General features: G+C 69.4%; 22 protein-coding genes. 11 read left to right on the top strand and 11 right to left on the bottom strand.

Annotated features, from left to right (window positions below):
- The first annotated feature begins 74 nt into the window (after window positions 1-74).
- Entirely contained in the window at window positions 75-935 is an 861-nt protein-coding gene (locus EL288_RS22005; RefSeq protein WP_003807710.1) for an AraC family transcriptional regulator, read from the top strand.
- 31 nt (window positions 936-966) lie between these two features.
- Here EL288_RS22005 and EL288_RS22000 read toward each other — a convergent pair whose 3' ends face one another.
- Window positions 967-1,968 (bottom strand): 2-isopropylmalate synthase, encoded by a 1,002-nt coding sequence (locus EL288_RS22000; protein ID WP_010925804.1) that lies wholly within the window; start codon window positions 1,966-1,968, stop codon window positions 967-969.
- 70 nt (window positions 1,969-2,038) lie between these two features.
- Between EL288_RS22000 and EL288_RS21995 the strand changes: the two genes are divergently transcribed.
- Together EL288_RS21995 and ilvD are read left to right on the top strand one after the other, a co-directional pair.
- Window positions 2,039-2,848 (top strand): AraC family transcriptional regulator, encoded by an 810-nt coding sequence (locus EL288_RS21995; protein ID WP_010925805.1) that lies wholly within the window; start codon window positions 2,039-2,041, stop codon window positions 2,846-2,848.
- 77 nt (window positions 2,849-2,925) lie between these two features.
- Window positions 2,926-4,785 carry a dihydroxy-acid dehydratase gene (gene ilvD, locus EL288_RS21990; RefSeq protein ID WP_033451559.1) on the top strand — a complete coding sequence of 620 codons (1,860 nt, stop codon included), beginning with the start codon at window positions 2,926-2,928 and terminating at the stop codon, window positions 4,783-4,785.
- A 59-nt stretch (window positions 4,786-4,844) separates the two neighbouring features.
- Here ilvD and EL288_RS21985 read toward each other — a convergent pair whose 3' ends face one another.
- The 6 genes from EL288_RS21985 to EL288_RS21960 all read right to left on the bottom strand — a co-directional run bounded on the left by EL288_RS21985 (window position 4,845) and on the right by EL288_RS21960 (window position 13,554).
- Window positions 4,845-6,182, bottom strand: a complete 1,338-nt coding sequence (locus EL288_RS21985) for an NAD(P)H-dependent oxidoreductase (RefSeq protein ID WP_003807718.1) — start codon at window positions 6,180-6,182, stop codon at window positions 4,845-4,847.
- A 129-nt stretch (window positions 6,183-6,311) separates the two neighbouring features.
- Entirely contained in the window at window positions 6,312-6,872 is a 561-nt protein-coding gene (locus EL288_RS21980) for a 5'-3'-deoxyribonucleotidase (protein WP_003807721.1), read from the bottom strand.
- Window positions 6,873-6,931: 59 nt separating this feature from the next.
- A complete protein-coding gene (gene thpR / locus EL288_RS21975) occupies window positions 6,932-7,519 on the bottom strand; it encodes an RNA 2',3'-cyclic phosphodiesterase (protein WP_003807724.1) in 588 nt (195 codons plus the stop codon).
- Between the two features lie 125 nt (window positions 7,520-7,644).
- Window positions 7,645-9,156 (bottom strand): efflux transporter outer membrane subunit, encoded by a 1,512-nt coding sequence (locus EL288_RS21970; protein ID WP_164724951.1) that lies wholly within the window; start codon window positions 9,154-9,156, stop codon window positions 7,645-7,647.
- A 14-nt stretch (window positions 9,157-9,170) separates the two neighbouring features.
- On the bottom strand, window positions 9,171-12,356 hold the full coding sequence (locus EL288_RS21965; protein WP_010925808.1) for an efflux RND transporter permease subunit: 3,186 nt from the start codon (window positions 12,354-12,356) through the stop codon (window positions 9,171-9,173).
- A 16-nt stretch (window positions 12,357-12,372) separates the two neighbouring features.
- Window positions 12,373-13,554, bottom strand: a complete 1,182-nt coding sequence (locus EL288_RS21960; RefSeq protein WP_003807730.1) for an efflux RND transporter periplasmic adaptor subunit — start codon at window positions 13,552-13,554, stop codon at window positions 12,373-12,375.
- 243 nt (window positions 13,555-13,797) lie between these two features.
- Here EL288_RS21960 and EL288_RS21955 point away from each other — a divergent pair, with 243 nt between their 5' ends.
- The 4 genes from EL288_RS21955 to kch all read left to right on the top strand — a co-directional run bounded on the left by EL288_RS21955 (window position 13,798) and on the right by kch (window position 18,295).
- Window positions 13,798-14,820, top strand: a complete 1,023-nt coding sequence (locus tag EL288_RS21955) for a LysR family transcriptional regulator (RefSeq protein ID WP_003807733.1) — start codon at window positions 13,798-13,800, stop codon at window positions 14,818-14,820.
- Window positions 14,821-15,028: 208 nt separating this feature from the next.
- Window positions 15,029-16,132: an AI-2E family transporter gene (locus EL288_RS21950; RefSeq protein WP_003807735.1), complete on the top strand. Its 1,104-nt coding sequence runs from the start codon at window positions 15,029-15,031 to the stop codon at window positions 16,130-16,132.
- A gap of 86 nt (window positions 16,133-16,218) precedes the next feature.
- On the top strand, window positions 16,219-16,983 hold the full coding sequence (locus tag EL288_RS21945; protein WP_003807737.1) for a phytanoyl-CoA dioxygenase family protein: 765 nt from the start codon (window positions 16,219-16,221) through the stop codon (window positions 16,981-16,983).
- 121 nt (window positions 16,984-17,104) lie between these two features.
- Entirely contained in the window at window positions 17,105-18,295 is a 1,191-nt protein-coding gene (gene kch, locus EL288_RS21940) for a voltage-gated potassium channel protein (RefSeq protein ID WP_003807739.1), read from the top strand.
- A 7-nt stretch (window positions 18,296-18,302) separates the two neighbouring features.
- Here kch and EL288_RS21935 read toward each other — a convergent pair whose 3' ends face one another.
- The gene (locus tag EL288_RS21935) at window positions 18,303-18,698 is read right to left on the bottom strand and encodes a RidA family protein (RefSeq protein WP_003807740.1); all 396 of its coding nucleotides are present in this window, start codon (window positions 18,696-18,698) and stop codon (window positions 18,303-18,305) included.
- 169 nt (window positions 18,699-18,867) lie between these two features.
- Between EL288_RS21935 and EL288_RS21930 the strand changes: the two genes are divergently transcribed.
- Together EL288_RS21930 and EL288_RS21925 are read left to right on the top strand one after the other, a co-directional pair.
- Window positions 18,868-19,569: a glutathione S-transferase gene (locus EL288_RS21930; protein WP_003807741.1), complete on the top strand. Its 702-nt coding sequence runs from the start codon at window positions 18,868-18,870 to the stop codon at window positions 19,567-19,569.
- Between the two features lie 262 nt (window positions 19,570-19,831).
- Entirely contained in the window at window positions 19,832-20,692 is an 861-nt protein-coding gene (locus tag EL288_RS21925; protein WP_003807742.1) for a prohibitin family protein, read from the top strand.
- 75 nt (window positions 20,693-20,767) lie between these two features.
- On the opposite strand, the gene EL288_RS21920 is transcribed toward EL288_RS21925, so the two are convergent.
- The 3 genes from EL288_RS21920 to EL288_RS21910 all read right to left on the bottom strand — a co-directional run bounded on the left by EL288_RS21920 (window position 20,768) and on the right by EL288_RS21910 (window position 23,075).
- On the bottom strand, window positions 20,768-21,103 hold the full coding sequence (locus tag EL288_RS21920; RefSeq protein WP_003807743.1) for a YegP family protein: 336 nt from the start codon (window positions 21,101-21,103) through the stop codon (window positions 20,768-20,770).
- 140 nt (window positions 21,104-21,243) lie between these two features.
- Window positions 21,244-22,389 carry a DSD1 family PLP-dependent enzyme gene (locus EL288_RS21915; RefSeq protein WP_003807744.1) on the bottom strand — a complete coding sequence of 382 codons (1,146 nt, stop codon included), beginning with the start codon at window positions 22,387-22,389 and terminating at the stop codon, window positions 21,244-21,246.
- 26 nt (window positions 22,390-22,415) lie between these two features.
- Window positions 22,416-23,075, bottom strand: coding sequence for an HAD-IA family hydrolase (locus tag EL288_RS21910; protein WP_003819124.1), 660 nt, complete (start codon window positions 23,073-23,075; stop codon window positions 22,416-22,418).
- Between the two features lie 91 nt (window positions 23,076-23,166).
- Here EL288_RS21910 and EL288_RS21905 point away from each other — a divergent pair, with 91 nt between their 5' ends.
- Window positions 23,167-24,075: a LysR family transcriptional regulator gene (locus EL288_RS21905; RefSeq protein WP_003807746.1), complete on the top strand. Its 909-nt coding sequence runs from the start codon at window positions 23,167-23,169 to the stop codon at window positions 24,073-24,075.
- Window positions 24,072-24,266 carry an Arm DNA-binding domain-containing protein gene (locus EL288_RS21900; protein ID WP_010925810.1) on the top strand — a complete coding sequence of 65 codons (195 nt, stop codon included), beginning with the start codon at window positions 24,072-24,074 and terminating at the stop codon, window positions 24,264-24,266. Before EL288_RS21905 ends, EL288_RS21900 begins: the two co-directional genes overlap by 4 nt.
- Window positions 24,267-24,402 lie beyond the last annotated feature (136 nt).

Below are 24,402 nucleotides of genomic sequence, written 5' to 3'. Positions count from 1 at the left end.
GTCGTTTACCCGCTATGGCCGCCGGGGCGGGCTGTCATATCATTTTCCGGTCCAGCCCTGTACGCCGTCCGACCATGCCCGCGATCGCGAAAGACCCGTCGCCCCGCCGCGCGCCCGCGTTTCCCGCGCCGCGCCAGTTGTCGTACCTGGATCTGCTGACGCGGCAGGTGCAAAGCGCGCCCGGCGAAATGGCGGCGCTGGCCACCGATTACCCGGCCGGCACGGTCAGCTCCCTGCATCGGCACGATCGCGGCCAGCTGCTGTACGCCATGAGCGGGGTCGTGACGGTGATCACCGACCTGGGCAGCTGGGTCGTCGCGCCCGGCCAGGCGCTGTGGATCGCGCCCGGCGTGCTGCACCAGACACGCGGCTTCGAAAGCGTGGCGATCCGGTCGCTGTACATCGACCCGGCGCATGCCGACGGCTTGCCGGCGGCATGCCAGACGATCCAGGTATCGCCGTTGCTGCAGGCGCTCATCCTGGAGGCGGTCAAGCTGCCGCCGCAGGACGCCGGCAGCGAGCGCGCCGGCCATATCCGGGCCTTGATCCTCGACGAGATGCGCCATGTGTGCGCCGCTCCGCTGTATGTGCCCATGCCGCGCGATGCGCGCCTGGCGCGCATCTGCCAGGCCCTGCTGCGCGACCCGGCCAACGCCGGCAGCCTGGACGCCTGGGCCGCCTACGGGGGGCTGAGCCGGCGCAACCTGACCAGGCTGTTCCGCGCCCAGACCGGCGCCAGCTTCAATGCCTGGCGGCAGAAGGTGCTGCTGATGGAGGCGCTGGCGCGGCTGTCGCGCGGCGAGCAGATCACCGCCGTGGCGCTGGACCTGGGCTACGGCAGCCCGGGCGCCTTCACCGCCATGTTCCGGCGCGCCCTGGGGGTGTCGCCGCGCGAATACTTCCGCTGGACCGAGGCGCCGCAACGGGCGGATTGACCCCGGAATCGCCTGCGGATTCTCCTTAGCGTCAGTCCTGGTCGAGCCAGGCGTAGGGGTGGAAAACGTCGATGGGAAGTTGGTTGCACTCGCTCACGCAGGCCCGCAGGGCGGCCATGTCGCGGAAATCCAGGCCGCTGGCAATGCCCTGGCGCTCCAGATTGAGCGCCAGCGCCACCAGGTCCACGTTGCCGGTGCGCTCGCCGTTGCCGAACAGGCACCCCTCGATCCGTTCGGCCCCGGCCAGCACCGCCAGCTCGGCCGCGGCCACGGCGGTGCCGCGGTCATTGTGCGGGTGCACGCTGAGCACGATGCAGTCGCGCCGCGCCAGGCTGCGATGCATCCATTCGATCTGGTCGGCATAGACGTTCGCGGTGCTCGACTCCACGGTCGCCGGCAGGTTGATGATCATCTTGCGTTGCGGTGTGGGGCCCCAGATGGCGCTGACGGCATCGCAGACTTCCCTGGCGAAATCCAGCTCGGCCAGGCTGAACGTCTCCGGCGAGTATTCATAGATCCATTGCGTGCCCGGGTTCGCGTCGGCCAGCGCGCGGATCTGGCGCGTGCCAGCCAGCGCGATTTCCTTGATCTCGGCGCGGCTCATGCCGAACACGATGCGACGCCACTGCGGCGCGATGGGGTTGTACAGGTGCACGATGGCGCGCGGCGAACCGGCCAGGGCCTCGAAGGTGCGCGCGATCAGGTCGGGGCGCGACTGCGTCAGCGCCTCGATGGTGACGTCGTCGGGGATGCGCCGCTCGTCGATCAGCTTGCGCACGAAGTCGAAGTCGGTCTGCGAGGCCGACGGGAACGCGACTTCGATTTCCTTCAGGCCGACGGCCACCAGCTGTTCGAACAGGCGCAGCTTGCGGGCGCCGTCCATGGGTTCTATCAGGGCCTGGTTGCCATCGCGCAGGTCGGTGCTCATCCAGATCGGGGCGGCGGCCGGCCTGCGGGCGGGCCAGGCGCGCTCGGCATGGTCGGCGGCGAACGGGGCGAAGGGGCGGTATTTGGTTGCGGGGTGGGCGAGCATGATGTCTCCGGCCTGTCAGGGAAGCCTCATGGTAGGTACACTGGGCATGTCCGTCTAACGCCAACAAGACATGAATCCGCTTGAAAAGGACATTGCCGAATCCAAGCCGCAATTGGCGCCGCACGAGCACGCCAGCGCGCCGGTGACGGCGCTGGCCGTCGACTACCGCGACGGCCAGCACGTGCCGCGCCATCGCCACCGGCGCGCGCAGCTGCTGTACGCGATCGAGGGGGTGATGACGGTGCAGGCGGAGGCCGGTATCTGGGTGGCGCCGCCCACCCGGGGAATATGGCTGCCGGCCGGCATGGCGCACAGCATCCGCATGCATGGCCAGCCGCGCGTGCGCACCGTTTTCGTGGCGCCGCGGGCGGCCGGTCATTTGCCGGATCGTTGCTGCGTGCTGGCGGTGGGGCCGCTGCTGCGCGAGCTGATCGTGGCCGCCACCCGGGTGCCGCCGGACTGGCGGCCGGGCGGGCGCGATGCCCGGCTGATGGCGCTGCTGCTGGACGAAATCCGGCTGGAGCCGGCGCTGCCCCTGCATTTGCCGCAACCCGACGAGCCGCGCGTGGCGCGCGTATGCCGCGGCATCCTGAGCGAGCCCGGCGCGGCGCGCGGGCTGGCCGAGTGGGCCGCCGAACTGGGGGTGACGGCCAAGACCGTGCAGCGCCTGTTCGTGCGCCACACCGGCATGACGTTCGGCCGCTGGCGCCAGCAGGCTGGCCTGCTGTGGGCCATGCAGCGGCTGGCCGAGGGCGTGCGGGTGCTGGATGTGGCCCTGGAACTGGGCTATGACAGCCCCAGCGCCTTCGCGGCGATGTTCCGGCGCGCCATCGGCGAGCCGCCCAGCGCCTTCGCGGCGCGGCGCGAGCCGCCGGCCTGAGGCGCCGGCGGGGCGTCGCGCCCGGATCCGGCGTATTATCTAGCGTTTCGCGCAACCCGAACCGTTCGAGAAAGACCATGCCGCACTATCGCTCCCGTACTTCCACCCATGGCCGCAACATGGCAGGCGCGCGCGCGCTATGGCGCGCTACCGGCATGAAGGATGGCGATTTCGGCAAGCCCATCATCGCCGTGGTGAACTCGTTCACCCAGTTCGTGCCGGGCCACGTGCACCTGCGCGACCTGGGCGCGCTGGTGGCCAGCGAGATCGAGGCCGCCGGCGGCGTGGCCAAGGAATTCAACACCATCGCGGTCGACGACGGCATCGCCATGGGCCACGGCGGGATGCTGTACTCGCTGCCCTCGCGCGAGCTGATCGCCGACTCGGTCGAGTACATGGTCAACGCGCACTGCGCCGACGCCATGGTGTGCATCTCGAACTGCGACAAGATCACCCCGGGCATGCTGATGGCCGCGATGCGCCTGAACATCCCGGTGGTGTTCGTCTCGGGCGGGCCGATGGAAGCGGGCAAGATCACCTCGCCCGTCGACGGCAAGGTCATCGCCAAGCTGGACCTGGTCGACGCCATGATCAAGGCGGCCGATCCCAACGTGTCCGACGCCGAAGCCGAAGAGGTCGAGCGCAGCGCGTGCCCGACCTGCGGCTCCTGTTCCGGCATGTTCACCGCCAACTCGATGAACTGCCTGACCGAGGCGATCGGCCTGGCGCTGCCGGGCAACGGCACCATCGTCGCCACGCACGCCTGGCGCAAGGGCCTGTTCGAGCAGGCCGGCCGCCTGGTGGTCGAGCTGTGCCGGCGCTACTACGAGCAGGACGACGCCTCGGTGCTGCCGCGCAGCATCGCCACCAAGAGCGCGTTCGAGAACGCCATGACGCTGGACGTGGCGATGGGCGGCTCGACCAACACGGTGCTGCACCTGCTGGCCGCCGCCCAGGAAGCCGGCGTGGATTTCACCATGTCCGACATCGATCGCATCTCGCGCCGCGTGCCCTGCCTGTGCAAGGCGGCGCCGGCCACCGACAAATACCACATCGAGGATGTGCACCGCGCCGGCGGCATCCTCGGCATCCTGGGCGAACTGGGGCGCGCCGACCTGCTCGACCTGTCGTGCGGCAACGTGCACAGCGGCACGCTGGGCGAGGCGATCAACCAGTGGGACATCAACGGCGGCGCCGGCGAAGCCGCCCAGAAATTCTTCCGCGCCGCGCCCGGCGGCATTCCGACCACGGTGGCCTTCAGCCAGGACGCGACCTTCCTGACGCTGGATATGGACCGCCAGACCGGCTGCATCCGCGACAAGGCCCACGCCTATTCGCAGGACGGCGGCCTGGCGGTGCTGTACGGCAACCTGGCCGAGAAGGGCTGCATCGTCAAGACGGCGGGCGTGGATGAATCGCAATGGGTCTTCACCGGCCGCGCGCGCGTGTTCGAAAGCCAGGAAGACGCCGTCGAAGGCATCCTGGGCGATCGCGTGCAGGCCGGCGACGTGGTCATCATCCGCTACGAAGGCCCCAAGGGCGGCCCCGGCATGCAGGAGATGCTCTATCCCACGTCCTACCTGAAGTCCAAGGGGCTGGGCAAGACTTGCGCCTTGTTCACCGATGGCCGTTTCTCGGGCGGCTCGTCGGGCCTGGTGATCGGCCATGCCTCGCCGGAAGCGGCCGAGGGCGGCACCATCGGCCTGGTCGAAGAAGGTGACACCATCGAGATCGACATCCCCAACCGCCGCATCCACCTGGCCGTCGGCGACACCGTGCTGGCCGAGCGCCGCGCCGCCATGCAGGCGCGCGGCGAGCAGGCCTGGCAGCCGGTCGACCGCGAGCGCGCGGTGTCCCAGGCGCTGCGCGCCTACGCGGCGCTGGCCACCTCGGCCGACCGCGGCGCCGTGCGCGACCTGTCGCAACTGAAGCGCTGACCGCCACCAGGCTTGCGTAACGGACGCGGTTTCCTGCCCCCTGGGGGGCAGGAAACGTGTCAGGCGAAGGTCTGCTCCATCAGGCGGCGGAACTGCACGGCCGGCGAGCGCTCGTCGTACTCGACGTCGCTCCAGCGGATCGGCTGCGATTGCCGCACCGGATGCTTCAGCCGCACGTTGTGCGCCAGGCCCAGCGGCAGGCAGCCATCGGCCACCGAGTCGCGCGCCGGCATCAGGCGGCCGTACACCGTGTATCCGCCTTCGCCGTCGAGTTCCTGGCCAGCCGCCATGTCGCGCTTGGCGGTGGCGACCACGTCGCCATGCCAGCCGGCCGGCGAGCCGGTCGGTTCGCGCCGCAGGCCGACGCTGGCCACGCTGATGCCCAGCTCCAGCCCGATCAGGTGATAGGGCTTGTACATGGCCGAATAATTGCCGCTGGGGTCGGTGACCAGCCCGTATTCCTTGAAGCAGCGGCGCACGTAGTCGCTGTCGCCGGCCAGCGTCACGTAGACGCCCCAGCGCAGGTCGCGGAATACCGGCCGGCCGTCGCGCTCCAGCGACGACACCACTTCCACCTGGCCCCGATGGTGCAGCATGCCGCCTTCCTCGCGCGGCCGCAGCACGCGCGCCAGGTCGTCCACGCCGCATGGCGGGAAATGCAGGCCGGTGGGCGAGGGCAGCAGCCCGGTGGCATTCGAGACGGCCGCCATTTCGATGGCGCTCTTGGTGCCGTCCAGGAAGCTGTTGAACATCTGCGCATTGAAATCGCCTGCCGCCACCATCTCGTCGGTGAAGCCGTAGTACGGCCACACCGTATCGGGCGTGGAGGTGTGGAACTCGGGCAGGTACTTGGTGCCCTTGCCGGCGGCCACCACCTCGAAGCCGCTGGCGCGCGCCCAGTCCACCATTTCGCAGATCAGCGCCGGCTGGTCGCCATAGGCCAGCGAATAGACGATGCCCGCCTCGCGCGCGCGGCGCGCCAGCAGCGGGCCGGCCAGCGCGTCGGCTTCGACGTTGACCATGATGATGTGCTTGCCGTATTCGCAGCAGGTCAGCACGTGTTCGATGCCGGCGGCGGCCTGCCCGGTGGCGTCGATGACGATCTCGACTTCCGGATCGACGATCACCGAGCGCACGTCGTCGCTGAAATACACCTTGCCGGTCTTGACGGCGTGGTGGATGGTGTCGGCGTTGAGGGCCGCGGCGGGCCAGCCCACCCGGGTCAGCGCGGCGCGCGCCCGGTCGGGCGCCAGGTCGGCCACCGCCACCAGCCGCATGCCGGGGGTGCGCTGCACCTGGCTGAGAAACATCGAGCCGAACTTGCCGGCCCCGATCAACGCCACCCGCAAGGGTTTCTGATCGGCCTCGCGTTGCTTGAGCAGACGATAAAGATTCACGACGCTACCTCCTCCTGAAACGGGTTCGGCAAGCGCAAGGCCGCGGCACGGCGGGCGCCTGTCTTTTTATTCTGTCATGCTGCGTAGACACACAGAATAGTCGTTTTCGGCCGGCGGGAGGAGGGCGGTTCAGGCGTCCGAGCGGTACAGTTCGCCCGCCAGCACATTGCGCCAATTGCGCCAGTCCAGGCGGGGCCGGTCGGTCTGGTCGCGGTTGTACGGCGCGTCGTAGATGATGTGGCGCCAGCGCGGCCGCGCCGCGCCCGTGATGACCGGCCGGTCGTCGATCAGTAGGTCGCCCTGCACCAGCGTCTTGTCGCGCGTCAGGATCAGCCGCTGCGTGGCCTCGCGGCCCAGGTGGCGTTCGACCCAGAGATACTTTTCGGCCACGCAGTTCTCGAACTGCATCAGCGGCGACGAGCAGATGCGCACGTCCATGCCCAGCGCCAGCAGCTCGCGGAATGCCTCGATGGCGCCCGGCACGGGCGGCAGGTCGCGGATGAAGCCGGGCGCGGTGTAGATGGCCTCGGCCAGGCCCCGCAATTCGGGCGCATAGTCTTCGCGGATATGGAACGACTTGCGGTCCTCGAACGCAACCGGCTCGATATCGGGGTGGCGCTTGCGCCACGCGTCGATGAAGGCGTGTTCGAAATCGGCCAGGACGCCGTCCTGGTCCAGCAGTATCAGCATGCTGTCCCTGCGCAGGTGATGGGATGGTGGGCGGATTGTGCCATGGCGCGCGGCCGGGCCTAGGCTGCCGTGCGCGCCAGCACCCGGTAGCTGGCCCGTCCGTGCTGCGGCTGCGACTGCACCAGCGCGTAGTGGTCGTAGCGCCACGCCACGGGCGGCGGCGGCGCGGGCGCGGCGGCATGGGCGTCCACGTTGCGCAGCAGCGTGACATGCGGCTGGAAACCCTGCTGCGGCGCGGGCCAGCCCAGGGCGCGCAGCCACGTCCACAAGTCGTCGTGCAGCGCCGCCAGCGCGGCGTCGGCCTGCTGCGGGCCGGCCCAGACGATGCGTTGGCGGGCGAACAGGCCATAGCGGGCCAGCGCCAGGGTGGCCGGCGCGATGCGCCGTGCCGCGGTGGCGGCGCACAGCTCGGCGGCCTGGGCGGGCGTGGCCGCGCCCAGGAACGCCAGCGTCAGGTGCAGGGTATCGGTGCGCATGACGCGTCCGCCGTATGCCAGCTGCGCGTGCGCCGCCCAATCCGCCAGCCGGGCCGCCGTGGCGGGGTCCGGCCACAGGGCGAAGAACAGGCGGGGCGGCGCGATCGCCGCTTCGGTGGGTGGGTGGGCCATGCGGGCATTATCGTTCGAAGCGCGGCTGGACCGAAGCACCGGAACACCGGCGCCTGTCCCGGCATGGGGACTGATATCTGCGACAGGGTGTGCCTGTCCCCGCCGGGACAGGCACCCTGGCCGCAGGTGTCGCTTCCCCTGCGGGGACAGGCGCTCCGACCGGCTCAGGAGTTTGCCGCCGCCCGTTTTCCTGCGGAGACGGACTCCTGGGAAGGTGGGGGGATGGGCGTGTCCCAGCCGCCGCCCAGCGCGCGTACGAGCTGGACGGCGGAGCGGGCGCGCTCGCCGTCGAGCTGCACGGCCACGCGCTGTTGCAACAGGACGGTGCGATCGGCCTCGATGACGTCCAGGTAGCTGATGGACCCTTCGCGGTACTGGGTGTGCGACAGCCGGGCCGCGCGCGCCGAGGCGTCCAGCGCGGCGTCCTGGGCCTGGGTCTGGTCGGCCAGGATGCGCAGGTTGGCGAGGTTGTCCTCCACTTCGCGGAAGGCGTCGAGCACGGTCTGGCGGTAGTTGGCCACGTCTTCTTCGTAGACGGCGCGGGCGCGGTCCAGGCTGGCCTGGCGCCGGCCGCCGTCGAAGATGGGCAGCGACAGGGCCGCGCCCACCAGCGGTCCCAGCAGGAAGGTGCGGCTGGACCACTCGAACAGCTGGCCCAGCTCGGCCGATTCGAACCCCGCCGCGCCGGTGATGTCCAGGCGCGGGAAGAACGCCGCCCGCGCCGCGCCAATGCGCGCGTTGGCCGCGGCCATGGTGCGCTCGGCGGCGGCGATGTCGGGGCGCCGTTCCAGCAGCGAGGACGGCAGCCCCGCGGGCACGTTGACCGCCACGCGCGCCAGCGGCAGCGCCGGCATGGCGAACTCGGCCGGCGTCTTGCCCAGCAGCACGGCCAGCGCATGCTCGGCGGCGGCGCGGCGGCGCTCCACGCCCAAGGCCTCGGCCCGTGCCGACTCCAGTTCGGCGCGGGCGCGCGCCAGGTCCAGTTCGCTGATGTCGCCGGCGTCGTAGCGGCGCTGGATCAGCTTGAGCGTTTCGCCGCGCAGTTCCACCGTCTGCCGGTAGATGCGCAGTTCGGCGTCCAGTTCGCGGATCAGGAAATAGCCTTGCGCCACGTCAGCCTGCAGGGCCAGCAGCACCGAGCGGTACAGCGCCTCGCTTTGCTGCGAGTCGGCGGTGGCGGCGTCCACCGTGGCCGAGACGCGGCCGAACAGGTCGGCCTCGTAGGCCACCGACAGCTGCCCGCGCCACAGGGTGGAGGCCTGCGTCGAGGCCTCCGGCTCCAGGCCCTGCGAGGCCGGCGACGGGCGCTGGCGCGTCGGGCCGAAGCCGGCGTCCACGCGCGGAAAGCGCGCCGAGCGGGCGTCGCGCTGCAAGGCCCGCGCCTGCGCCAGCCGCGCCGCGGCCGCCTGCAGGCTGTGATTGGCGCGCTGCGCCTCGTCTTCCAGCGCGTCCAGCGCCGGGTCGCCGAAGATCTTCCACCATTGTCCGCGCAAGGCGTCCTCGGCGGGCTGGGCGGCTTGCCAGGCGCCGGCCTGGCCGGCCGGCAAGGCGGCGGCTTCCTTGTAGGCCGCCGGCACGGCGACGGCGGGCTTGTCGTATTGCGGCCCGACCGCGCAGCCGGCCAGCACCAGCAGCATGGCCAACAGGGCGGAACCGCGCGGCAGTATGTGTTTCATGATTGCGATTCCCATCAATGTTCGGGGTGCGGCGCTGTCACCGGCGCCGGGTGCGGGGCGGCGGCGTGCAGCCGGCGCGCGCCCAGCGCGCGCAGCAGCACGTAGAAGACCGGGGTGAGGAACAGGCCGAACAGGGTGACGCCCAGCATGCCGAAGAACACCGCCACGCCCATGGCCTGGCGCATTTCGGCGCCGGCGCCCGAGGACAGCACCAGCGGCACCACGCCCATGATGAAGGCGATCGACGTCATCAGGATGGGCCGCAGGCGCAGCCGGCTGGCTTCGATGGCCGCCTCGCGCGGCGCCATGCCCTGCAGCTCCAGCTCGCGGGCGAACTCCACGATCAGGATGGCGTTCTTGGCCGACAGGCCGACCAGCACCATCAGGCCGATCTGCGTGAAGATGTTGTTGTCGCCGCCGGTCAGCCACACGCCGGTCAACGCGGCCAGGATGCTCATGGGCACGATCAGGATCACCGCCAGCGGCAGGGTCAGGCTTTCGTACAGCGCGGCCAGCACCAGGAACACCAGCAGCACGCTGATCGGAAACACCCACAGGCCGGCGTTGCCCGCCAGGATCTGCTGGTAGGTCAGGTCGGTCCATTCGAACTTCACGCCGCGCGGCAGGGTTTCGGCCGCCACGCGCTCGGCCGCGGCCTGCGCCTGGTCGGACGAGTAGCCGGGGGCCGGGCCGCCGTTGATGTCGGCGGCCGTGTAGCCGTTGTAGCGCACCACCATCTCGGGCCCGAACGACTGGCGCACCTGCACCAGCGAGGACAGCGGCACCATGTCGCCGGCTTCGTTGCGCGTCTTCAGCTGCAGGATGTCGTCCGGGTGGGCGCGAAACGGCGCGTCGGCCTGCGCGCGCACCTGGAACACCCGGCCGAAGCGGTTGAAGTCGTTGACGTAGACCGAGCCCAGGTAGATCTGCATGGTGTCGAACACGTCGGTCACCGGCACGCCCAGCTGCTTGGCCTTGACCCGGTCCAGGTCCACGTCCAGCTGCGGCACGTTGATCTGGTAGCTCGAGAACGAAGGTCCCAGCTCGGGCGTCTGCGCCGCCTTGGCCAGGAACGCCTGGGCCGCCTTGTCCAGCTCGGCGTAGCCCAGCGCGGCGCGGTCCTCCAGCTGCAGCTTGAAGCCGCCCAGCGTGCCCAGCCCCATGACCGGCGGCGGCGGGAACACCGCGATATACGCATCCTTGATGGCGCCGAATTTCTGGTTCAGGCTGGCGGCGATGGCATCGCCCGAGAGCGCCGCCGGCTTGCGTTCGTCGAAGGGCTTGAGCGTGACGAACACGATGCCCGCGCTGGAGCTGTTGGTGAACCCGTTGATCGACAGGCCCGGAAACGCGATGGCGCTTTGCACCCCCGGCTCGGCCAGCGCGATGTCCGACATGCGGCGGATCACCGCGTCGGTGCGGTCCAGCGAGGCGCCGTTGGGCAGCTGCGTGAAGCCGATCAGGTACTGCTTGTCCTGCGCCGGCACGAAGCCGCCGGGCACGAGGTACGACACGCCCACGGTCAGCGCCAGCAGCAGGGCATACACGCCCATGGCCGACGCCTTGCGGCGTATCACGCCGCTGACGCCCGTCGCGTACGACTCGGAGGCGCGCCCGAACACGCGGTTGAACCCGCTGAAGAAGCCGCCCAGCCAGCGGTTCATGCCGCGCGTCAGCCAGTCGGGCTTGTCGTGGTGGCCCTTGAGCAGCAGGGCCGACAGCGCCGGCGACAGCGTCAGCGAGTTGAAGGCCGAGATCACCGTCGAGATGGCGATGGTCATGGCGAACTGCTTGTAGAACTGTCCGCTCAGCCCGGTCATGAAGGCCAGCGGCACGAACACCGCGCACAGCGTCAGGGCGATGGCGATGATGGGGCCGCTCACCTCGCGCATGGCGCGGTAGGTGGCCTCGCGCGGGGTCAGCCCGGCGCTGATGTTGCGCTCCACGTTCTCGACCACCACGATGGCGTCGTCCACCACGATGCCGATGGCCAAGACCATGCCGAACAGCGACAGGGCGTTGATCGAGTAGCCGAACATCAGCAGCAGCGCGAAGGTGCCCACGATCGAGACGGGCACCGCCAGCAGCGGGATGATGGAGGCGCGCCAGGTCTGCAGGAACAGGATCACCACCAGCACCACCAGGGCGATGGCCTCGAGCAGGGTGTGCACCACCGCCTTGATGCTGGCGCGCACGAACTGGGTCGGATCGTACTCGATGCGGTACTCCACGCCGGGCGGAAAGTCCTGCGCCAGCTCCTGCATGGTGGCGCGCACCTGGTCGGCCACGTCCAGGGCGTTGGCGCCGGGCGCCTGCATGATGCCCATGCCGATCGCCTGGCGGTTGTCCAGCAGCGAACGCAGCCCGTACTCCTGCGCGTCCAGTTCGACGCGCGCCACGTCGGCCAGGTAGGTGACGCCGCCGTCGGGCGAGGTCTTGAGGATGATGTCGCGGAATTCCTGCTCGGTCTGCAGGCGGCCGCGCGTGTTGACGTTGAGCTGCAGGGGCACGTCGCCCTGCGTGGGCGAGGCGCCGATGACGCCGGCGGCCACCTGCACGTTCTGCTCGCGGATCGCGGCGATCACCTCGCTGGCGGTCATGCCGCGCTGGGCGACTTTCTGCGGGTCCAGCCATACGCGCATGGCGTAATTGCCCGAGCCCCACACCGCGACCTCGCCCACGCCATTGAGGCGCGCCAGCCGGTCCTTGACGTTGATGATGGCGTAGTTGCGCAGATACGTGATGTCGTAGCGGTCGTTGGGCGAGATCAGGTGCACCACCAGCGTGAGCGTGGGCGAACTCTTGATGGTGGTCACCCCCAGGCGCTGCACGTCCGGCGGCAGGCGCGGCAGCGCCTGCGACACGCGGTTCTGCACCAGCTGCTGCGCCTGGTCGGGGTCCACCCCCAGCTTGAAGTTGACCGTCAGCGTCAGGTTGCCGTCGCTGTTGGCCTGCGACTGCATGTACAGCATGTCCTCGACGCCATTGATGGCTTCTTCCAGCGGCGAGGCCACGGTTTCGGCGATGACCTTGGGGTTGGCGCCCGGATATTGGGCGCGCACCACCACCGATGGCGGCACCACTTCCGGATACTCGGCGATGGGCAGCTGGAACATGGCCAGCAGGCCGGCCAGCAACACCACCACCGACAGCACGCCTGCGAAAATCGGGCGATCGATGAAGAATCGGGAGATATTCATGGGAATCCCGCCTTGTTCAGCGCAGCGCCGCCGCCGCGGTCTTGACCGCGCCCGGCGCCGTGTCCATGGAAACCTGGCTGGGCGCGACCACATCGCCCGGGCGCACGCGCTGCAGGCCGTTGACGACGATGCGCTCGCCCGCGTGCAGGCCGTTCTCGATCACGCGCAGCGGGCCGACGTTGGCGCCCAGCAGCACCTCGCGGTAGGCGGTGCGGTTGCCTTCCTCCAGCACCAGCACGAAGCGCTTGTTCTGGTCGGTGCCGATGGCCCGTTCGTCGACCAGCACCGCGTCGCGCGGCGCGCCGCCGCCCAGGCGGATGCGGGCGTACAGGCCTGGCACCAGGCTGCCGTCGGCGTTGTCGAACACGGCGCGCACCCGGATGGTGCCCGAGGTGGGATCCATGCGGTTATCCACCGATTGCACCCGGCCTTCGCGCGAGTAGCCGTCTTCGTTGGCCAGTCCCAGCTGCACCGGCACCGTGCCGTTGCGCGCCGGATTCACATACTTGAGGAAGGTCTGCTCGTCCACATCGAACGAGGCATACATGCGGGCCACCGATACCAGCGTGGTCAGCGGCACCGACGCGGCGCCGGCGGCCACGACGTTGCCCACCGTCACCTCGGCGCGCGACACGCGGCCATCGACCGGCGCGGCGATGCGCGTATAGCCCAGGTTCAGCTCGGCCGACTCCAGGGCGGCCTGCGCGCCCTGCAGGTTGGCGGCGGCTTCGCGGGCGGCGTTCTGCTTTTCCTCGAAATCGCGCCGGGCGATCGCGTTCTCGGCCAGCAGGCGCTGGCCGCGCGCCAGGTCGGCGGCGGTGTACGACACGCGGGCGCGCGCCGCCGCCAGCGCCGCGCGCGCCCGGTCGACCTCGGCCACATAGGGCCGCGGATCGATGGTGAACAGCACGTCGCCCTTTTTCACCAGGCTGCCATCCTGGAAATGGACCTCGGTCAGGGTGCCGGAGACCAGCGGCCGGATGTCGATGCGGTCGATGGCTTCCAGGCGGCCCGAGTAGCGCTGCCAGTCCACGATGGTGCGGCCCAGCGCCGGCGCGACGTCCACCGGCGCGGCCGCCGGGACGGCCTGGGCCTGGGCGGGGCCGCCCGGCGAGCGGAGCAGGGAATAGGCGCCGCCCGCTGCAAGCAGCGTCGCGACGACCGCCAACAGCGCAATACGATGGCGTGAAACAATCATGGTGTTTCCTTGAAACTGGGCTGATAGGGGAGAAACGGGCCCCGCCGGCCGGGGCTGCGAGCGCAGCGCCCCGGGGGTGCGACGGACGGCTGGAGAGCCGGCGGGCGATTCGGATGGACAAATTCTGAGTGTTTTGTCGGTCCGGATAAACAATGGCTGGCCGTCAACACTGTTTGTTCCGGACGAACAATCCAGGCCAAAACAGCGTTATGCTTTGCGCACACACTTATTCAGGACGCCGCCATGGACCGTTTCCAAGCCATGCAGGTCTTCGTGCGCGTGGTCGAAGCCAACAGCTTCACCCGGGCCGCCGACGCGCTGGTGCTGCCGCGCACCACCGTCACCACCGTCATCCAGGGCCTGGAGCGCCACCTGGGCGTGCGCCTGCTCAACCGCACCACGCGCCGCATCAGCCTGACGCCGGATGGCGCGGCCTACTACAAGCACGCCACCCGCATCCTGGCCGAGGTCGAGGAAACCGAGGCCTGCTTCCAGGACGCCGCGGCGCGCCCGCAGGGGCGGCTGCGGGTCGACGTGCCCCCCTGTATCGGCCGGCTGGTGCTGATTCCGGCGTTGTGCGAATTCCACACCCGCTATCCCGATATCGAGCTGGTCATCGGCATGGGCGACCGCCGGGTCGACCTGGTGCAGGAGGCCGTCGATTGCGTGATCCGCTCCGGCGAGCTGGAGGATTCCAGCCTGGTGGCGCGCCGCATCGGCACCTTCCAGACGCTGACCTGCGCGGCGCCGTCGTACCTGGCGCGCAAGGGCATGCCGCATACGCTGCAGGCGCTTGCCGAGCACCAGGCGGTGCATTATTTCTCGGCCACCGGGCGCAACTGCAGCTGGGATTTCGTGGTGGACGGCAAGGAAACTCTGGTCGACGTCCCCGGCGTGGTGTCGGTCAATGACCTGAGCGCCCATCTGGCCTGCGGCCTGCAGGGGTTCGGCCTGATCCAGACGGCACGCTATATCGCGCTGCCGCATCTGCAATCGGGCGACCTGATCGAGGTGCTGCCGCAATGGAAGCCGAAACCCGTGCCCATGTCGCTGCTCTACCTGCAAAGCCGCCAGCTTTCGCCGAAAGTGCGGGTATTTTCCGACTGGGTGGCGGAGCTGTTCGCCCGCTGCCCGCTGCTCAGCGGCCGCACCGAGCGGGAGGGCGAGATGGAGCAGTGCCAGGTCGAGAAGGCCGAGCTCACCCCGGCGGCGGCCGCCGCCGCCCGGCAACGCATGCCCTCCGAGGCGCCGGAATTCGTCATGTAACGGGCGCGGGGCCGGGGACGCCTGTCGGGTGCCTGTCCCCGCGGGGACAGGCACCGGACCCCGGCGGAGACAGGCGCCCTGCGACCCGGGCGCGCCCGCGCATCTGTAACAGGGACGCCCCGGGCAATTCAGCTTGCGGTCAGGGCCGTAAAACTCTGTATATTCCCAGGGTTCGCCCCGAATCCATGCAGAGAGACCGCTTTCGCCTATGCATCAACCCGTACTGCCCGCCTTCCTGATCGCCCGCTGGCTGCTGTTGCTGGTCTTGCTGGCCGGCATCTATTTCCTCAGCGGCTTCCTGGTGCCGGCGTTGGCGGCGCTGATCATCGGCCTGGCGACCTGGCCCCTGTTCCAGCGCCTGGTGCGCGCATTCGGCGGGCGCACCACGCTGGCCGCCACCCTGGCCCTGGTGGCCGTCATCGTGATCCTGGTGGTGCCGCTGTCGCTGGCGCTGTCGTACGCCATCAAGGAGGCCGGCAACTTCTTCGCCTGGGCGCTGGCGGCCAACAAGCACGGCGTGGACGTGCCGGCCTGGATCATGTCGCTGCCCATGGTGGGAGAGCGCCTGGCCGAGTACTGGCGCACCTACCTGGGTGAGCCCCACGCCCTGGGCGCCCTGGTCGAGATCGTCAGCGGCGAGCACCTGGGCAACATCTACCGCATGGTGCTGTCGGCCACGGGCAATGCCTTCCAGCTGCTGCTGACCGTGCTGTTCATGCTGATCACCCTGTTCTTCGTCTACAAGGACGGCACCCGCATGGTGGGCCAGCTCGACATCCTGGGCGAGCGCGTCCTGCCGGCGCGCTGGCAGCGCTTCTCGCGCGTGGTGCCGGCCACGGTCAGCTCCACCGTGACGGGCATGTGCCTGATCGCCCTGGGCGAGGGCGTCGTGCTCGGCCTGGCCTATTGGGTGGCCGGCGTGCCCTCGCCGGTGCTGCTGGGGGTCATCACCGGGTTCATGGCGCTGGTGCCGGGCGGCGCGCCGCTGTCGTTCACGCTGGTGTCGCTGTACCTGGTCGGCTCGGGCCACCTGGTGGCCGGCATCGGCCTGTTCGTCTGGGGCACGGTCGAACTGTTCATCGTCGACAAGACTCTGCGGCCCCGCCTGGTGGGCGGGCCGGTCAAGCTGCCGTTCCTGCCGACCTTCTTCGGGCTGGTCGGCGGCGTCAAGACCATGGGCATTGTCGGGCTGTTCGTCGGCCCGGTGCTGATGGCGCTGCTGGTGGCGATCTGGCGCGAGTGGGTGCGCAATGTCGAGCGCGAGCGCGACCAGTCGATCCTGAACCCCGAGGGCGAGGAACCGGCGGCCTGACGGCGCCCGGCAAAGGAGTATGCTTGCAGGGCGCGCGGCCAAGGGTTGAGCCGCGCGCATCCAATCTGCCAGTCAAGAGGTTCGGGATGTCCGCCGCATTGGTCGCACAGCAGGTCGCTACGCTGCGTGAGCAGGGTTTCGTGGTCGTGCGCAATTTTGCTTCCCCGCCGGTGCGCCAGGCGCTGCGGGAATTGGCCTTGCAACACCTGGCGCAGACCGTGGACCCGGTCGAGTACGAGGCCGATCTCAAATACCCGGGCGCGCCCAGCTCGCGCCTGGCCGCCGGCGGCCAGACGGTACGCCGGCTGCTCGACGCCTACGGGCGCGACCAGCGTTTTCGCGACTGGGCCACGCAGGCGGCCATCGGCGCCTTCCTGCGCGCCTATTTCCAGGACACGCCGGTGCTTTCCACGGTGCACCACAACTGCATCATGACCAAGCATCCGGCCTTCGGCAGCCTGACCGGCTGGCACCAGGATATCCGTTACTGGTCATTCAGCGACGACGACCTGGTGTCCTGTTGGCTGGCGCTGGGCGACGAGCGGGCCGACAACGGCGGGCTGTATTTCGTGCCCGGTTCGCACACGGCGTCGTTCATGCCCGAACAGTACGACGCACGGAAGTTCTTCCGCGACGACCTGCCGCAGAACCAGGAATGGATAGGCCGGGCCGTCTGCCCGGAACTGCAGGCGGGCGACGTGGTGTTCTTCCATTGCCGCACCTTGCATGCGGCGCGCCAGAACGCCACCGATACGGTCAAACTGTCGCTGGTGCACACCTACCATCCGGCCAGCTGCCACCCGCTGCCCGGTACGCGCTCGGCCGGCTCGCCCGGCGTGCCGCTGCCTTGAGGTCCGGCCACGCGCGGCGCCCTGCGCCGCCTGGCCATGTCGGACGCACGCCAGGGGGGCGCACGGCGGCGCGGCGCTACGCTACACTGGCCGCGCTGTTTCGTCCGCGAGCGCTTGCCCCATGATCAGACTGCGCAATTTCCTGCGCCGCATCGGCCGCTACTTCCCGCCCAATTGGTGGCTGGCGGCGCTGGTTGCCATCGACGGCTATCTGTTCGTGCGCCCCGTGCTCGGGCGCGCGGTCGATTACCCCATGGACTACTGGCTGTCGTTCGACAGCTGGCGCGATGCGATGGACGCCGTCGGGCTGCTGCAGATCCCGCGCGTCATCCTCGGCGCCGGCCTGCTGCTGATGGCGGCCGGGCTGGTGCTCAAGGCGCGTATCGCCTGGGCTTTCTCGCTGGTGTTGCTGGGCGCCATCGGCGTGGTGGCCGGGTGGGACGGCGGGCATGGCCTGCTGCTGGCCTACACGGGCGTGCTGATCGCGGCGCTGGTGTGCTTCTGGCGCCGCTTCGATCGCGCCAGCCTGGCGGCCGGCAGCCTGTTCGCCGTGATCAGCATCACGTCGCTGCTGATCTACGCCGTGTTCGGCACGCTCTACCTGGGCGCCGAGTTCTCGCCCAAGGTCGAGAGCCCCGCCACCGCGTTCTATTTCTCCATCGTGTCGATGTCCACCGTGGGCTATGGCGATATCACTCCGCAGACGACCGCCGCGCGGCTGTTCGCGGCCTCGATCATCATCCTGGGCATCACGGTGTTCGCCACGTCGATCAGCGCCATCGCCGGGCCGGTGATCGGCGGCAATCTCAAACGGTTGGTCCGAGGACGGATATCCCACGCCATGCGCAAACATCACATCATCATCGCCGGCGCCACGCCGCTGGCGCAAAGCGTCTACGCCGGCATGCGCGAGCGCGGCAACAACGTCACCGTCGTGGTCGCCCCGGGCATCGCGCACAATTATCCGGAGGATGCCGACCTGGTGACCGGCGATCCCTCCAACACCGCCGTGCTGGCCGAGGCCGGCGCCGCCCATGCGCGCTATGTGCTGGCGCTGCGCGACGACGACGCCGACAACGCCTTCATCGTGCTGGCCGCCAAGGAAGTGGCCGGCCCGGACACCAAGACGGTGGCGGTGGCCAATACCGCCATGCACCTGGCCAAGATCCGCCGGGTACAGCCCGACATGGTGTTCTCGCTGCAGCTGCTGGGCGCCGAGCTGCTGGCCCGCACGCTCAGCGGCGAGACCATCGACAACGCGTTGATCACCGATCTGTTCTTCACCAAGGCCACGCCTTCCAGCGCGGCCTAGCCGCGCTTCACGCCAGCGCCACGGCTTCCACTTCCACCTTGAAGCCGTAATGCAGCGGCCCGGTGGGCACCACCGCGCGAGCCGGGCGCGCCGCGCCCGCCCATTCGGCGTAAATGGCGTCGAAGGCCGGCCAGTTCTCCACGCTGTCCACGTACACGCGCACTTGGACCAGGCGGTCGATGCCGCTGCCGGCCGCCGCCAGCGCGGCCGCCACGTTGTCCAGCACCTGGCGCGCCTGCGCCTCGAAGGGCGCGTCGGCCAGCTTGGTCCCGTCGGGGCCGATCGGCAACTGCCCGGACACGTACACCATGCCGTTGGCCACGCAGGCATGGCTGTAGTGGCCGCCCGGCCGGGCCAGGGTGTCGGGCGCAAGATAGCGGGCAGGGGCGGTCGAGGCAGGCATGGACGGCTTTCCAGAAAATGGGGGCAGGCCCGACTATAAACCGCGGGCGGCGCGGCGGCCTTCAGCCCCGCTGCACCTATCGTTCAACCGGGATTAAGGCGGGCGGACACTTTCGCCGGCGCCGCGCCTTGCGTTACAACAGGCATATCGCGACCCGCAAGGAGCACCCATGGCTTACGACCTCTGGTACTGGGACGGCATACCCGGCCGTGGCGAGTTCGTGCGGCTGGCGCTGGAGGCGGGCAAGATCCCGTATCGCGACCGCGCCCGCGAGCCCGGCGAAGACATGCTGGACGACATGCGGCGCCGGCGCGACACGCCGCCGTTTGCGCCGCCCTACCTGGTCGCCGATGGCATGACCATCGCACAGACGGCCAATATCCTGCTGTTCCTGGGCGTGGAGCATGGCCTGGCGCCGCCGGACCGCGCCGGCCGCCTGTGGGTCAACCAGCTGCAGCTCACCATTGCGGACCTGACGGCCGAAGCGCACGACGTGCACCATCCGGTCGCCGCCGGCCTCTACTACGAAGACCAGCAGGACGTGGCGCTGCGCCGGGCCGCCGATTTCCGCGAGACGCGCATGCCGAAGTTCATGCAGTATTTCGAGCAGGCGCTGGACAGGCCGGGCGGCTGGCTCACCGACATGGGCCGCTGGAGCTACGCCGACCTGTCGCTGTATCACGTGGTCGAAGGCCTGCTGCATGCCTTTCCGCGGCGCATGCGCACCCTGGTGCACCGCTATCCGCGGCTGATGGCGCTGCATGCGCGCGTGGCCGAATTGCCGGAATTGCGCGGCTACCTGGCCAGCGACCGCCGGCTGCCCTTTGGCGACGGCATTTTCCGCCACTATCCCGAACTCGACGGCGCCTGACCGGGCGCGCCGCGCGCCCGCAACCCCCGCCATGCGCGGCGTCGAAGGGGGTGGTGTCAATTCTTGTTGCGTTTCAACTCATCTTGTCGTGTGTTGCGGCAAGCCCCGGATAGAATTGCGTCCGCGCAATATTCGGAGGGCTTGCCATGAGGTATTTCCTGATCCTGGTGGGGGCCGCTGTGGTGGCCTATCTATTGGCGCGCGGCATCGCCGCCGTGCTGGCCGATAGAAAGGCCCGGAAAACCCAACGGAGAGAAATCGAGTGATCCCGCGTAACGCCAAACTTGCCGCCGGCGCCGGCGTGCTGTTTGTATTGATTCTGATGCTGGCCTTCAGCTCGTGGTTCCAGGTGGACCAGGGCGAACGCGGCGTGGTGCTGCGCAACGGCAAGCTGGTGCGCGTTTCCGAGCCCGGGCTCGATTTCAAGACTCCCTTCATCGATTCGGTCAGCACCGTGTCGGTGCGGGATCACACTTTCATCTTCGAGAACCTCGAAGCCTATAGCTATGACCAGCAGCCCGCCACGCTGCGCGTGTCGGTGACCTACCGGGTGCCGGCCGAGCACGTGGCCGAGCTGTACGCCGAGTACGGCACGATCAGCAACCTGCAGATGCGCGTGCTGGAGCGCAAGACGCCCGACGCGGTCAAGAATGTGTTCGGCCGCTACACCGCGGTGCGCGCCATCCAGGAGCGCCAGAAGCTGGGCGTGGACGTGAATGCGGCGGTGCTCTCGGCCATGGACGGCGCGCCGGTGCAGATCGTCGGCGTGCAGGTCGAGGAAGTGGGTTTCTCGAAGGCGTATGAGCATTCGATCGAACAGCGCATGCTGGCGCAGGTGCAGATCGAGACCACCCGCCAGCAGAAAGAGACGGCCATGATCACCGCCGAGATCCAGGTGGTCAAGGCCAAGGCCGAAGCCGATGCGCGCCGCCAGCAGTTCACCGCCGAAGCCGACGGCATCCGCCTGCGCGGCGAGGCCGAGGCCGCCTCGATCCGCGCCAAGGCCGAGGCGCTGGCCGCCAATACCAACCTGGTCAGCCTGAACGCCGTGGAAAAATGGGACGGCGTGCTGCCGGCCACGCAAGTGCCGGGCGCGGCCCTGCCGTTCATCGGCATCAAGTAGCCAGGCAAGCGCACCCTTGTGAAAAACCCCGCCGGCGCAGGCCTGGCGGGGTTTTTCGTGGGTGGACGCGGCGGCTCAGGCCTGGGTCTGGTCCTTGGTGGGCGCCCCGGGGGCGTTGGACTTGACCGACGCGATGCCGTTGTCGCGCGCCTGGGTGGTCTTGTACATTTCGCTGCGTCCGATCGACTGCCCATTGGTCGCCGTCAGCGAAAAATAGGGCGAACCGTCCTTGGCGGTCAGCCGCTGGTAACGCGCGTCATCGGGCGCGTTCTTCTGCACCGACGCGATGCCATCCTGCGCCGACGCCTTGCTGGTGTAGCGTTCGCTGGTCAGGATGATTTCGTGATTGCCCGCGTGCAGATTGAACATGTACTGCGTACCGCTCGCCTTGAGTACAAAGTAGCCGCTCATGGATATTCTCCGCATGATGGAAGGATGAGGGTGTGACTACGGGGTGTGACTACGCTGGGTACGGCGCTGCGCCGGCGAAAACGGCGGCGCGCGTCGAGCATAGCGTATTGCGCGGCGGGCAGCCAGGCGGGCGCGGGCCGCTACCAGCCGTGCGCGCGCTCCCAGGCCTGCAATCCGCCGTCGGCTTCCAGCGCATGGTATTGCGGGAACTGCGCTCCGGTGGCGCAGGCATGGTTGGGCAGGATGCGCAGCCGCATGCCCACCGGAAAGCGCGTCGTCACATCCTCGCCGGCCGGCCCGCCGGCCATGATGCCGTGTTCCTGGTTGGCGCCGATCAGCGTATAACCCGCCAGCGGCGCGCCATCCGCCGTGCAGACCTGGCCATAGCCGAAATCCTGCTTTTGCTTCTGCGTGCCGCGGTCGCGGCTCATCGCCATCCAGCCCGCGTCCACGATGACCCAGCCCTTGTCGGCCTGGTGTCCGATCACGGTGGCCAGCACGCTGAGCGCCAGCTCGTCGACGCGGCACACGCCGATGTTGTGCATCACCAGGTCGAAGAACACGTAGACGCCGGCGCGCACTTCGGTAACGCCCTGCAGCTGCGCGGCCGACAGGGCTGTCGGCGTCGAGCCGACGCTGACCACCGGGCACGGCAGGCCGGCGGCGCGCAGGCGCTCGGCGGCGCGTACGCAGCCCGCGCGTTCCTGCTCGGCCATGGCGGCCAGGGCTTCGGGGGTATCCAGATCGTAGCTGGAGCCGGCGTGCGTCATCACGCCGCCCAACCGCATGCCGCCTTCATGCAGCGCGGCGCCCACCGCCAGCAGCGCCGCTTCTTCCGGCTTGATGCCGGAGCGGTGGCCGTCGGTGTCGATCTCTATCCACACTTCGAACACTTCGTCGTGGGCGCGGCCGAAATCGGCAATGGTGCGGGCCGACTCGGCGTTGTCGGTAATGATCTTGAGGTCGCAGCCGCGCCGGCGCAGCGCCAGCGCCGCCGGCAGGCGATGTTCGGCCATGCCCACGGCATACAGGATGTCGGCGATGCCGGCGGCGAAGAACTGTTCGGCTTCCTTCAGCGTCGACACGGTGACGCCGCGCGCGCCGGCGGCCAGCTGCGCCAGCGCCACCGGCGTGCACTTGCTGGTCTTGACGTGCGGGCGCAGGCTTACGCCCAGTCCGTTCATGCGGTCCTGCATGCGGGCGATGTTGTGCTGCATGCGCGCCACGTCGACGATGGCGGCGGGCGTGTCGAGGGTATCGAGCGGGTGGGCGTGGGTAGTGGTCATGGTGTGCGGATGGATCGGTAGTCGGGTCAGCGGACGGCAGGCCGGAACGCCTGCAGCCAGGGCAGCGCGGCGGCCAGCGTCGCGGATTGCAGCTCGGGTTCGGGCGCGCCTTGCGGGCGGGCCAGGCCAAGGCGGTTGTGCCAGCATGTGCGCAGCCCCACCGCGGCGGTGCCGAACAGGTCGTGGCCGGAGCCGGCCACGAAGGCGGCGTCGCCGGCCGGCACCTGCAGCGCCTGCAGGGCCATGCGGTACGGGCGCGGGTCGGGTTTGTAGAAGCCGGCTTCCTCCGCCGTGACGACCGCGTCCCAGTCGACGCCCAGCAGGCCGGCGGCCTGGTGGCCCAGGTCGCGCGAACAGTTGGTCACCACCGCCAGCTTGCAATGCGGGCGCAGCGCCCGCAGCAGCGAGCGGGCGTCATCCCAGACGGGCAGTTCATGCCAGTTGGCCTCCAGGGCGGCGGGCGCGCCGTCGGGCAGGCCGGTGGCGCGCGCGGCGTCGCGCACCAGTTGCCCGTAGGGAACATAGCGTCCGCAGCCGTAGGCCAGGCGCAGGTACTCGGCGCGCCAGGCGCGGCCGGCGGGCTCCGAACCCGCGGCGGCGTTCCATGCCGTCCATGAATCGAGCAGGCCTGTCAGCAGGTCGAACAGGACGGCGCGCGGATAGCCCGTTGGCGTGGCGATGGACATGGATCGCTCCAGGTGGGGAATGTCTCGACTATAGGACAGCCCGCCACCTGCGTGATTTAATGATTCTTCATCAATCGTTAAGCAGAACTGAATGCTCCGAATCGAGGACCTGCAACTGGCCGCGGCGCTGGCGCAGGCGCCGTCGCTCAGCGCCGCGGCGCGCGCGCTGAATGTGACGCCGCCGGCGCTGTCGATGCGGCTGCGCAAGCTGGAGGCCGGCCTGGGCCTGGCGCTGGCGGTGCGCAGCGCGCGCCGTCTCAGCCTGACGCCCGAAGGCGAGCGCCTGGCCCGCGAGGCCGCCGCCTTGCTGGCGCAATTGCAGGCGCTGCCCGAATCGCTGCGGCGCGACGACAGCCGCCTGACCGGCACGCTGCGGGTCGCCGCGCCGTTCGGCTATGGCCGCCGGCATATTGCGCCGGTGCTGGCGCGGCTGGCGCAGCGCCATCCGGAGTTGCGCGTGCAGCTCGATCTGCGCGAAACGCCCTGGCCCGATCACCAGGACGCCGACGCCGTCGTGCACATCGGCGCGGTGCGCGATTCCTCGTGGGTGACGCGCCGGCTGGCCGACAACGAGCGCTGGCTGTGCGCCAGCCCGCAGTATCTGCAAGACCACGGCATGCCGCGCGAACCGCGCGACCTGCTCCATCATCGCTGCATCTGCATCCGCGAAAACGACGAGGACGCCAGCCTGTGGCGTTTCCGCCGCGCCGATGCCGGCGCAGCGGGCCGCAAGGCGGCCGAGACCGTGCGCATCGCGCCCGCCTACGTATCCAACGATGGCAACGTGGCGCGCGCCTGGGCCGAACAGGGGCTGGGCCTGGTGGTGCGCTCGCAATGGGACGCCGAAGGCGCGGTGGCGCGCGGCGCGCTGGTGCGCGTCATGCCGCAATGGCAATTGGACAGCGCGCCCGTCATGCTGCTGGTGCCCGGCCGCAAGGGCCGCAGCGCCCGCGTCAAGGCGCTGCTCGAATGCTTCGACGAACAGGCGGGGCACGCATGAGCGGCAAGTTCGAAGGCGTGCGGCCCGCATCCGAATCCTCGATAGAGATCAGCTTCGTCTACCAGGGCAAGACTTGCGTGCGGCGCCTGCGCATGAAGCCCACCGCCGCCAACCTCAAGCGCGCGGCCGAGCAACGTGCCGCCATTGTCGAGGCCATCGCGCGCGGGGAGCATGGCGGCGAGCAAGCGTGAAGAAAAAGTAAAAATTTAATTCATCATTTTTCTGCGTACTGACTTCACGGCCACCATCGGTTGCAAGGCTGCGCGAGAGCGCTCGTGTCAATTGTTGGCAATAGGCTTCCATGGATTTGGTGTATTCGATACCCGG

This window comes from Bordetella bronchiseptica, assembly GCF_900636925.1.
Classification (GTDB): domain Bacteria; phylum Pseudomonadota; class Gammaproteobacteria; order Burkholderiales; family Burkholderiaceae_B; genus Bordetella; species Bordetella pertussis.
The sequence above is the reverse complement of the archived record's forward strand: the minus strand, read 5'-3'. Positions and strand labels throughout refer to the sequence as shown.

Coding starts and splice junctions, on each gene's coding strand:
- EL288_RS21935 (WP_003807740.1), bottom strand. CDS start 18,698: ATGCCTGCCTCGACCGCCCCTGCCCGCTATCTTGCGCCCGACACCCTG.
- EL288_RS22000 (WP_010925804.1), bottom strand. CDS start 1,968: ATGCTCGCCCACCCCGCAACCAAATACCGCCCCTTCGCCCCGTTCGCC.
- EL288_RS21915 (WP_003807744.1), bottom strand. CDS start 22,389: ATGACCACTACCCACGCCCACCCGCTCGATACCCTCGACACGCCCGCC.
- EL288_RS21970 (WP_164724951.1), bottom strand. CDS start 9,156: ATGAAACACATACTGCCGCGCGGTTCCGCCCTGTTGGCCATGCTGCTG.
- EL288_RS21950 (WP_003807735.1), top strand. CDS start 15,029: ATGCATCAACCCGTACTGCCCGCCTTCCTGATCGCCCGCTGGCTGCTG.
- EL288_RS21930 (WP_003807741.1), top strand. CDS start 18,868: ATGGCTTACGACCTCTGGTACTGGGACGGCATACCCGGCCGTGGCGAG.
- EL288_RS21920 (WP_003807743.1), bottom strand. CDS start 21,103: ATGAGCGGCTACTTTGTACTCAAGGCGAGCGGTACGCAGTACATGTTC.
- EL288_RS21910 (WP_003819124.1), bottom strand. CDS start 23,075: ATGTCCATCGCCACGCCAACGGGCTATCCGCGCGCCGTCCTGTTCGAC.
- EL288_RS22005 (WP_003807710.1), top strand. CDS start 75: ATGCCCGCGATCGCGAAAGACCCGTCGCCCCGCCGCGCGCCCGCGTTT.
- EL288_RS21960 (WP_003807730.1), bottom strand. CDS start 13,554: ATGATTGTTTCACGCCATCGTATTGCGCTGTTGGCGGTCGTCGCGACG.
- EL288_RS21900 (WP_010925810.1), top strand. CDS start 24,072: ATGAGCGGCAAGTTCGAAGGCGTGCGGCCCGCATCCGAATCCTCGATA.
- EL288_RS21955 (WP_003807733.1), top strand. CDS start 13,798: ATGGACCGTTTCCAAGCCATGCAGGTCTTCGTGCGCGTGGTCGAAGCC.
- kch (WP_003807739.1), top strand. CDS start 17,105: ATGATCAGACTGCGCAATTTCCTGCGCCGCATCGGCCGCTACTTCCCG.
- EL288_RS21995 (WP_010925805.1), top strand. CDS start 2,039: ATGAATCCGCTTGAAAAGGACATTGCCGAATCCAAGCCGCAATTGGCG.
- ilvD (WP_033451559.1), top strand. CDS start 2,926: ATGCCGCACTATCGCTCCCGTACTTCCACCCATGGCCGCAACATGGCA.
- EL288_RS21945 (WP_003807737.1), top strand. CDS start 16,219: ATGTCCGCCGCATTGGTCGCACAGCAGGTCGCTACGCTGCGTGAGCAG.
- EL288_RS21965 (WP_010925808.1), bottom strand. CDS start 12,356: ATGAATATCTCCCGATTCTTCATCGATCGCCCGATTTTCGCAGGCGTG.
- EL288_RS21980 (WP_003807721.1), bottom strand. CDS start 6,872: ATGCTGATACTGCTGGACCAGGACGGCGTCCTGGCCGATTTCGAACAC.
- EL288_RS21905 (WP_003807746.1), top strand. CDS start 23,167: ATGCTCCGAATCGAGGACCTGCAACTGGCCGCGGCGCTGGCGCAGGCG.